Raw genomic sequence first — 9,610 nt, forward strand, 5'->3', positions numbered from 1 at the left:
CTGCCATTTTGCCTATTGACGGTGCGCCCCGTGGTTAGGGCGTCCAAGTTCGCATCTGGGTGCCACTCACTACGACAAGAAGAACTTGCCGCATGCTACCCCTGTCCCGACTGCTTCTGCTTCCCGCCTTCCTGACGCTCGCAAGCTGCACGGTCGGACCGAACTTCCAAGACCCGGAGATTGGCCTCTCTGCGACATTTGCTGATGGTGCGCCAACGCCCATCGGAGATGTGGCGGCACAGCAGTGGTGGCGCTCGTTCAACGACCCGCTGCTGAATGACATGGTTGCACAAGGCCTGGCACAGAACCTTTCCATCCGCGTGGCCCTCTCGCGCGTCGAAGAAGCTGAAGCGCTTGCGCGGGCGTCGGGCGCCCCCGCTTATGTTACAGGCGGAATCACCGGCTCATCGACACGCCGTGGCGGCGGCGGGGCCCGCATCTCGACCACAGACCGCAGCGCATTCAATGCCTCTTTGATCCTGGACTTCTTTGGTGCCGAACGGCGCGCGCGCGAAGGCGCCATTGCGACGCTTCAGTCCACAGAACTCGGCGTCGGAGAAGCGCGTCTGGCCTTCGTCTCCGCGCTGATTTCGAACTACATCGACCTGCGCTACTATCAGGAAGCGCTGGCCATCACGCGCCAGTCCATTGGAAGCCGCCGCGAGACGCTTGAACTTGTTCAAGTCCAACGCAGAATGGGCGCGACAACCGAACTGAGCGAAGCCCAGACTCAAGCCGCCCTCGATGATGCATTGGCAGCCCTGCCCGCCCTGGAGCGAGGCTTCTACGCAGCCTCTTACGCAATCGCCACCTTGCTGGCGCAGCCGGCGCAAGTGCTCGAAGACCGCCTGGAGCGAGGCTCGCCGCAGCCTGTGCCGCATGGGGCAAACGCCAACGCTGGCGTGCCTGCAGATCTGTTGCGAAACAGACCGGACGTGCGCTCTGCCGAGCGAGATTACGCGGCCGCGGTTGCCGCACTCGGGGAAGCTGAAGCTGCGCGCTACCCCTCTGTCACACTCACCGGGACCATTGCGTATGGCGGCAGCTGGGGCTTTGGGCCTGAAATCTCCATCCCGCTCCTGAACCAACCTGCTCTTGCTGCGGCGCGTGACCAAGCTGCAGCACGTGCCGATCAGGCTGAGCTTGCCTGGCAAGCGGCGGTGCTCGCGGCCGTCGAAGAAGTTCAGGTTGCACAAGATGGATACCTGAGAAACCGCCGCGCTGTCGGAGCTTCCCAGCAAGCAGTGACCTCGTATCGACGCGTCGTCGAACTCTCCCAGCAGACATTCCAAGCAGGATCAACCACCCTGCTGGACCTCCTTGAAAGCCAGCGCGCGCTTGCCAGCTCAAACCTCGCGCTTGCTTCTGCAAGACGGAACATGGGCGCGAGCTGGGCGTCGCTTCAGGTCGCAGCGGGGCGTGGCTGGACCGGCCCCTGGAACGAGTGATCACGCTGCCCTGATTGATTGCCAAGCGCTGCGCCCAAGTCGCCCTTTTTATTTGGCTCGGGCGCTTCACTTGTATCGAACGAAGGCGCCCGAAGCCCAAGCCCCGGGGCTGGTCCGGATTAAAGCACACTGATGGGCGAGAACCATCGCATCCAGGGCGGCGAGGTGCACGCTGGCAACCACCGGGTCGCCGAAGACGGCGCCCATGTACCCACCGTCCGGCTCGAACCCACTAGCAGGGCACCACATTCATACCGGCGGCTGACGAGCTGGAAGAACAGGTGGGCTGCATCTGGCTCGAAGGGGAGGTCGCCGAACTCATCAACGATCAGCAAGCGATGAAGGACTGGCACAAAATCAAGCCGGAACTGTTCAAGCAAAACCCTGACGTCCTTCCGGGATGTGACAGGCACCATACGGATCGGAGAAGGCGACTAAGCCACCCAGCGGGGCATGAAGCGGACAGCGATGGCGCAAGCGGTCGAACGGGTAGCTACCAAGGCACCGGAGCCCTATAGCAAGCCCCGCATCTGTTCTGCCCGCCGCGTCGCATCGCCTATGACCGGCTCACTGACCGCCACCGGGACCTGATCGCCGACCGCCTTGAGCGTCCGCTCCAGCGCAGGGCCCAGCCGATTGGTCATGTCCTCCAGCAGCTCCAAGGCGCGGCCCTTGGGCAGACCCGACGCGCGCCCTTCGGCCTCAAAGTGACGCGGCACGATCTCGTCGATGCCGTAGTGGCCATCGATCGACATGGCGAGGCGGTAGCGCTTTCGCTGCAAGCGTCCAGCGCGTACGACGGGGGCGATACTCAGGATGTCGTAGAGGGGTGCAAGCGTGAACCGCGCCCGGCGCCCCAGACGCAGGCTGAAGTTCTTGGCGTGCCCGTCCGGTGCCCCGATAAGGAAGAAGAAGATCTGAGCCCTAAAGAACGTCTCCCGGTCCTGGATGGGCGTGTCGGATTCCCGCAATAATTCCATGATCTGCGCGACACCAGGGCCGCCCACCCTCTGGTATTTCATCGCAGAGGGGTAGCCCAGCGACTGACAGATATCCTCTTGCGGCAGGCGTTTCAGGGTATCGCCCCGCCAGATGCGATCGAACCGTTCGACCGACAACACAACCTGCCCAGGAAGGGTGAGCTTTTCGGCATGTGCGACAGGCAGACCGATTTCGCCAGCCAGCGTCATACAGAACAGTTCGTTCTCAACGCTGTCGCTCAGGTCAATCTGCTCAGGGCCGGGAATGATCCCCATGGGCGTCTTGAAGATATGGCTGGTCGGCGTGATGCCGCGCGGCTTGGCCCACTGCCCGTCGATACACAGATAGGCCGTCTTCTCCTGCGCCCCGGCGATGGAAATCCGAAAATCCTCGTCTTCACCAAGGCCGAGCGGCGCGGTGGCGAGGTTCTTCAGGTCGGCGACCATCTCCTCTTCCGAAATGACACGATACTGCATATCCTGCTCGGACGGCACCTCGTCCACCAGCAGGAATTGCAGCGCGCCGACACAATCACGCCCCAGCACAGACAACAGAGAGAACACATCCTTGCCCTGTGCCCCGACGCGCGCGGCGATCTTCTCGCGCAACTCGCCTTCGGCATCGGGTAACAGGTTGTCGAAGGCGGCAATAACGGGATCACCCTGCCATTTGAGCTTGGTAAGCGGAAGGGCGCTGGCAACCGGAAAAGCAGCCTCGGAGGCGAGCCAACCAGGATCATAGCTGAACGCGATGGCACCATCCGTTGCGCGGGTCAACGTGCCTACTTTCGTCCGTTCATACCAGACGGCTGTCTTGCTTTGGCGTGTGCGGCGGCCGATGCGTGCCATTTTAGTGCTGCCCAGGGTCCGCTATGCGATCCGTTGCGGACAGTTCCGCGCCGAGGGCCTCCAAGAGGCGCAGGTAGACATCGAGACTGACAGATACGACACCGTTCTCGATGTCGGAAATGGTAGATTGCGCCGTGCCCGTCATCTCGCCAAGCTGCTTCTGACTAATCTTCCCCGCCGCTCGCCGTGCACGCAGCACGGCCCCGGCTTGGCGCAGGCTTCGGATGGAGTATGCGGGCAAGATGTCCATAGCATTCTGATAGCTCTAGAGCTATATATTGTAAATATAGCTCTAGAGCTATAAATCTCATATATAGCCCGTGAGCTAATTCCCAACTTCCGTGCGTAGGGGACATTCAAGCCACCGCGACATCGAAGATGCGCGCGACAACGCTCATCGTCTACCCCCTCTCAAGGGACAGCGTGCGCAGGCGCGTGAGCACGACTAACGCGCTTGACGCATCCGACTAGGACTGCCTTGTCAGGCGACACGGCAAACTGCCCCCCCTGTCGACATGCGCCTGCCTCATCACCCTGCTTATGCAGCTGGGCTCAGCTCATCAGGCAGCGGGCATTCTCGCTCCAAGATGTCTCCTTCCCAGCTCTGCAAAAGGCATTCACTCGCGCAGAGAGCGCCATCAGCTCCTCGGCGGGCAACTTCCCACTCAAAAACTTCCCTCGCCTCAACATCACTCGCATGCCAGGACAGGACCAGATCATACCGAAGCCGCCGCTCAATGACTTGATAGCCCCCGACATCAGGAGCGCGGAAGTTGGTAAGGAGCGACGTTGACGGAATGCCTCCAAGTACGTTCATCGCGAGAACTACCGCATTGACGCCCCCACCAAGCAAAAAATCCATAGACTCCTCAATCTCGTCTTCAGCCTCGCCAAAGCGCCGCACAGAGAAGAAGGGCGCACTTGCAAAAACCCTCTCTATCGCCCGCATGAGATCAGTATGGCTTGGTGCCTGCGGAAGAGAGCACAAGGCAGAGACCCTTTGCTGTTCAACCTCCTCCTGCGGCTCGAGCAAGACACCAGGGCATACACCGCGCGCCAGCTGAGGAATCACGGACGCAACACCCCAGTAACCCAGAGGCTCACTCTCGACGGAGAGACGGCCGCTTCCGATTATCGCACGCGCCTCGGAAAGCAACGACGTTGCCATACCGAGACGATTGAGATGTGCGAACGCACAAAGTCGTTCATGCCTTTGAGAGCGCTTTTGGCGCGTCCGGTAAGAGATCAGGCGTTCAAAATTCATCGGGGCTACTCCACGAAGCAAAATCTACTCAGCCCCATGAAACCCGAAGAAGGTAAGAATCTATAACCAGATCCAAAATTTTTTCGCATATCAACGCAACCCGGGACTTCTTGCCGAAGCAAGTCGATCCAAGACGCAAAATCAAAACCCTACAGATGACTGCAGAAATTTTCATGCGAACGAAATTTAATATACCAATGTGTAAATCATTGGAAAAAATACAGAGATGAAAAACTATCCTATCATCTACAGAAAATATCATTCCAGCTTCAGCGACGCCCCTCGCTGCACCCCAAAACCTCGACCAGATCACTTCGGGACGAGCAAATATTTCCGGCACCCTCCAAAGGACAACTTCACGCACCAAATCGACCTTCCGAAACCTACGATCAGCAACAGAAAATTCTTGAACCACCCTCAATACCATGAGACCTTACAAATCGTCGAGATTTCCCGTGGCTAGAAAGCGTCAAGCCGCAAACTAGATCTATGATTTTCTCACCCCCACTCCATCATTGGAATGAAATTCATGGCGCGACTGGCCCTCTTCTTTCTTCTTCCAATTTTCATGATTGCAGCCCATCCCATAAATGCCCTCGATATGTGGTATTCTGGGGGATACAACACTGGTGAGCGCTTCGACGTTCCGTTCATTTATTTGGACGGTCCTGTAGAATACGGCGACGAACAGCGCCTCGCCAGTTTACTGCAGCAACACCCCGACGTAGAAGAGATAGTTGTCGGCATGAGCCCAGGTGGCAGTTTGCACGCGGGCATAGCTATTGCCCGCCTTATCCATGAGCGCCGACTGCACGTTAAACTAGAGGGGCCTGCTGCAAGCGCCGCAACAGTTATTTCACTTGGATCTCGAACTCAGCTTCGATTTCAAGGAGACTTCGCGATACAGCAGGGGACGACCCTTCTATTCCACTGCGCCTATCTTTCCGGCAATGATTACTGCGATGAACGGGCAACACGGCGCTCGGCAGAACTACTCGCGAGCTTCAGCGATTGGTCGATAGATCAGTGGATGCGCTTGCTAATGCCCACGACACCCGCCACCGTAGAGCGCGTATCGCTTTGGGATATTATAGACCGTAGCGCATGGGAGTGTGAAGCCGAGGCTCATTTGTCTGTGGTTTGCTTTAACAGAAGCGCACCCAGCAGCGCCTTGAAATAACTTGACCCCGACCTTTTTTGACCTGCGGCGCTTTTGTGCAAGTCAACTTGCGAGCACAACGCCCTCCCCCCCGGGCACACTTATTCCGCAGCCGCTGTCATCGGGAGGCAGAGTGCCGTGAAGCGGTTGAGGACCGCCACCTGGGCTTGGGCCTCCGCCACCTAGCGGTCGAAATCTGGGGGTATCAGCCGCTGGGGGGGAGAAGCTTCACGCAGTTCATTTTCGTCTCGACCCTGCTGCACTGGTGGTACCCTCTCCAGTTCCACCAGAGCGCCCAGCTCAGGCACGTCAACGCGCACAGGTTCTCTTTGCGTGCGCGAACTCCTGCCATGCCCGGCTTCCAAAGCTATGCGAGCCTTGGCGCCCGCATCATGGTCCCTCTGTTTCGACGTCTGCTGATCTCCTCGTTCCTAGAGACCAGCAGACGTCAGATCGTAGCTTCCGTCAGCCAAGCTACATGACGCCGATGATCAGAGCTGCGATGCGGGCCAGAACCAGAACATGCTGCTTCACTTCCAAGTTCCAAAGAAATGCGATGCTGGCACTCGCTCAAGGGAACGCATGGGCAGGTCAATATTTGTCGAACCTTGAAGCGGTTTGACCTTGCAATCTCAGCGGCCTCCCGCTCGCCGGCCAGCAAACGACCGATCCGGAACCGGGTAAGGCCTCAGAAAGACCTGCGCACATTCTTCACAGCCAAAAGGCGCAGCCTACCCGCTCTTTCCTAAAACGAGCAGGCCTGCTGCATCAGGAGGTCGCCAGCCAATGCCTCAATGCGCCTTACCCTGACGGATATAACTTGCATCGTGACCAGAGGCATCGTTCCCAAGAATTTCCTGGAAACGCACGACAGCCTCAAGACGGCTAGTCGCATTCATCTTCTGGAGAATGCCCGTCATGTAGTGCTTGACCGTCTTCTCCGACAACGAAAGCTTTTCGGCGATATCCTTGTTGCTCGACCCCAGGAGCAGAGACTCCATGATCTGGGACTCGCGATAGTTCAGGGGGTTGCGCTCACGCTCCGGAGCCTCCCTCTTGAGCCGCATCTCCCGCATGAGCTTCGTAGCCACTTCCGGAGAAACAAACTCTCGTCCCTGGGTTGCGTAGTCCAAAGCGCGAAAGAGGTCGCGCACGTCACTTCCCTTGAGAACGTAAGCGCGAGCACCGGCGTCCATCACCGCATTGCAGTCCGCGACGTTATCCGACGCCGTGAACACAACAATATTCAAGGACAGATAGAGATCACGGGCTGCCTTGATCTCTCGCAGGATATTACCCGGCAGGTGCAGGTCAACGATCGCGATATGAGGTTTATGTTGCTCAAGGAGCCCCGGCATGTCCGCTGCGCTCGTACCGCGCCCAACAACCTTCCATGTCGGGGAGGCTGACAAGATGTCTTCGATTCCGCTGAGGACGATAGGATGGTCGTCGATGATGATGATCTTCTTACGTTCCACTATGCTTCCTCCCCCCCGGCACAACGACGCCGAGACATATAAAATACGACCGGCAGGCCCCAAAAGTTTCAGCCGGGATCAGTCGAACGATTCGTGGCAGCCGACTGATGCCAAGGTATCACGAGGCTGGTCGGCAGGTTTCCGCCAATCCCAAAAAGAACTGTTTCCTGGATGGATAATTGAGCCCAGCAGAGGACGCGCTATCCACAACCACAGGTTTATATCTATCCCAAAAGGAGACAAACGCCTCCACAATCAACGGCAATGTTGTTGGCGCAACTGATTTTCAGGAAACATTCTCGAGCAATCACACCTGATGTCGGAGCAAACAGATAGAGCGCTTCTCAAATCCTCAGAAGCCTCCTTAAATATGTTTCAAATCAGTTGATAAGACCTTTTGTTGCCAGATCAACGAAAACCATTCCAGCCTAAGGAATACGAAATGGGGCAGGTCGAATATGGCGCAAGATGCCCCTCCAATCGCATCATGAACAGATATCAGGACAAAACCAGACTTGCCTTAGCAAGAATCCGCCTGCTGCCGCCGCGAATCGCAGGCGATCTCAAGAACCACTCAGAGACGACGGATCGGCGTCCAGTTCACGGATGTCCTTGAGGTAATCATGCAACACTGTCAGCATCACGGAGTAAGATCTTACATCGCTCACGAAATCCAAACGCGCGCCGATGGTTTTGGCGCGCTTGCGGAGCGCGACTCCCCCAATCGAATTCTCATAACCTTCAGAGGGAGGCTGCTCTGGAGAAACCGGGTTGCAGACGGCCACCTCATAGCCCTCCTGTGTCACACGACCCCGGATGGAATAGTTCGTCATGCCGCTATGCTTGCGGGCATTGTGAAGGGATTCATAGACCGTCCGGTAGACGACAATCTGGACCTCACGCGGTAGAATCTCTCGCGATTCATCCAAAGAGACATCGACACTATACTCGCCGCCGACCTCATCCTCGAATGCCTGCTGAGCCAGCACGATCGCGTCTTCGATCACACTGTCGACCAGATCGGGCAAGATGAGCCCCACAGACACCGCCCGTAGCTCGGTCAGCGCCTTGGCGTTCAGCGCGCGCATCTTGTTAAAGGCATGCTCGCTCTGCGCCTCAGGTTCGATCTGGGACGAGTACATGTTCGCCATTGAGAGGATCTGGATTGGGCCATCGTGAAGTTCCCCCCCGATTTTGAGGAATGTATGATCGATGGCATCCGCGCTCCGCTTCCGGAAAGCTTCGGATCGGCGCAGAAGATAGTAGTTGCGGTTGGCAAGCGCGGTCTGTGCCTCCAGGCTTTCCGAGATTTTCTTCTCTTGAGCCGTGATCCGCCGCTCCGCGAAATGCACAAGGGTCCCCACAAACAAGAGCCCCAGAAGTAGACCAACAGCCCGGACTGCGTCGATCTTCGACATGAACTCCTGAACACGACCAATGGCCACATCGAGACGGAAATAGATTTCCGAGACGGCAATAATGGCACCAGACGCATTCCGGATGGGGAAATAGACCTCGTAGACTTCGTTCTCCCCCCAAGCATCCGACGCATTCTCCGGGGACGTCACCTCTACAGCGGTCACAACTGTCTCACCTTGCAAGGCGCGCATGACAGCAGGTTCCTGCCAATCAAGCTGCGGCTCACCTCCCGCCGAATTGTAAACGAGACGCCCCATGCCATCCCAGACCTTGAGCGCATCAACATAGCCTGACCGGATCAGCGGTTCCGCTGCGGCCGCAAAAACTTCAGACCGCGCCTCATTGGGCAAACCCTCATAACCGGGGCTCCAAAAGATCGGCAAGAACGCGGAGCGCGCAAGCGCTTGCTCAATCTCCAAAGATGTTTCCAGAATTTGATTGCGTGCGATCATACGCTCAGCGCCTGCCGCAACCCAGTCAATGGCCAAGGCCGTCAAGGCCACCAAGGACATGAACTGTGCTGTTAAGCCCAGATTCCGAATTGCTCGAAACAATACGGACGGCAAGCGCAGAAGCCTGGACACGTCTTCCCCCACCACGACACCACTTTGATCACGCATCACACACCTTCCCGGAAAGCATCTTTCTTGGAAAGTCTTTCCTTAGAGTAGCGAACGCCCTGCATTGTTGTAACAAACGCCACGAGATGCAGGGCGAACGTCATTATTCTTCGGTCATGGCGCGACGCATGCTGTCGATGACGGGTTGGAGGAGATACTCGACAGGCGTGCGCGCGCCCGTCTGGATGAACACTTCGACCGGCATACCGGGCACGAGCGTGAGCGGCTCGGCCCCCTCAACCACGGGCAGGCTGACTGTCGTCGAGGCCTCGAAGCCCGGGAAGCCCGTCTCGGGGTCAAGTGTGCTGGCGGCTGCGACGTAGGACACCTCCCCTTCCAGATCCGGCGTGGTGCGCTGATTGAACGATGTCAGACGCAAGCGGGCGGGCTGGC

At 57.8% G+C, this 9,610-nt stretch carries 8 protein-coding genes and 2 pseudogenes; 2 read left to right on the forward strand and 8 right to left on the reverse strand.

Going from position 1 to position 9,610, the window contains the following annotated elements; genetic code table 11:
* The first annotated feature begins 92 nt into the window (after positions 1-92).
* The gene (locus BCY78_RS22960; protein WP_068306492.1) at positions 93-1,448 is read left to right on the forward strand and encodes an efflux transporter outer membrane subunit; all 1,356 of its coding nucleotides are present in this window, start codon (positions 93-95) and stop codon (positions 1,446-1,448) included.
* A gap of 119 nt (positions 1,449-1,567) precedes the next feature.
* On the opposite strand, the gene BCY78_RS26110 is transcribed toward BCY78_RS22960, so the two are convergent.
* The 4 genes from BCY78_RS26110 to BCY78_RS25420 all read right to left on the reverse strand — a co-directional run bounded on the left by BCY78_RS26110 (position 1,568) and on the right by BCY78_RS25420 (position 4,541).
* Positions 1,568-1,864, reverse strand: coding sequence for an ATP-binding protein (locus tag BCY78_RS26110; protein ID WP_304441989.1), 297 nt, complete (start codon positions 1,862-1,864; stop codon positions 1,568-1,570).
* A 96-nt stretch (positions 1,865-1,960) separates the two neighbouring features.
* Positions 1,961-3,277: a type II toxin-antitoxin system HipA family toxin gene (locus tag BCY78_RS22965; RefSeq protein ID WP_083195257.1), complete on the reverse strand. Its 1,317-nt coding sequence runs from the start codon at positions 3,275-3,277 to the stop codon at positions 1,961-1,963.
* Between the two features lies 1 nt (position 3,278).
* Positions 3,279-3,527, reverse strand: a complete 249-nt coding sequence (locus BCY78_RS22970) for a helix-turn-helix domain-containing protein (protein ID WP_068306494.1) — start codon at positions 3,525-3,527, stop codon at positions 3,279-3,281.
* A gap of 288 nt (positions 3,528-3,815) precedes the next feature.
* Positions 3,816-4,541 carry a hypothetical protein gene (locus BCY78_RS25420; protein ID WP_139103292.1) on the reverse strand — a complete coding sequence of 242 codons (726 nt, stop codon included), beginning with the start codon at positions 4,539-4,541 and terminating at the stop codon, positions 3,816-3,818.
* A gap of 529 nt (positions 4,542-5,070) precedes the next feature.
* Between BCY78_RS25420 and BCY78_RS25425 the strand changes: the two genes are divergently transcribed.
* The gene (locus tag BCY78_RS25425) at positions 5,071-5,721 is read left to right on the forward strand and encodes a hypothetical protein (protein WP_139103293.1); all 651 of its coding nucleotides are present in this window, start codon (positions 5,071-5,073) and stop codon (positions 5,719-5,721) included.
* A gap of 80 nt (positions 5,722-5,801) precedes the next feature.
* Here BCY78_RS25425 and BCY78_RS26115 read toward each other — a convergent pair.
* From BCY78_RS26115 to BCY78_RS23000, 4 genes and pseudogenes are all read right to left on the reverse strand, one after another.
* Positions 5,802-6,064, reverse strand: a pseudogene (locus BCY78_RS26115) (IS5/IS1182 family transposase); the annotation flags it as partial.
* Positions 6,065-6,491: 427 nt separating this feature from the next.
* Positions 6,492-7,178 carry a response regulator transcription factor gene (locus tag BCY78_RS22990; protein ID WP_068306502.1) on the reverse strand — a complete coding sequence of 229 codons (687 nt, stop codon included), beginning with the start codon at positions 7,176-7,178 and terminating at the stop codon, positions 6,492-6,494.
* A 563-nt stretch (positions 7,179-7,741) separates the two neighbouring features.
* Entirely contained in the window at positions 7,742-9,217 is a 1,476-nt protein-coding gene (locus BCY78_RS22995; protein WP_068306504.1) for a sensor histidine kinase, read from the reverse strand.
* 103 nt (positions 9,218-9,320) lie between these two features.
* A pseudogene (locus BCY78_RS23000) lies at positions 9,321-9,610 on the reverse strand (HlyD family type I secretion periplasmic adaptor subunit); the annotation flags it as partial.

The organism is Pararhodobacter sp. CCB-MM2 (assembly GCF_001691415.1).
GTDB lineage: Bacteria > Pseudomonadota > Alphaproteobacteria > Rhodobacterales > Rhodobacteraceae > Pararhodobacter.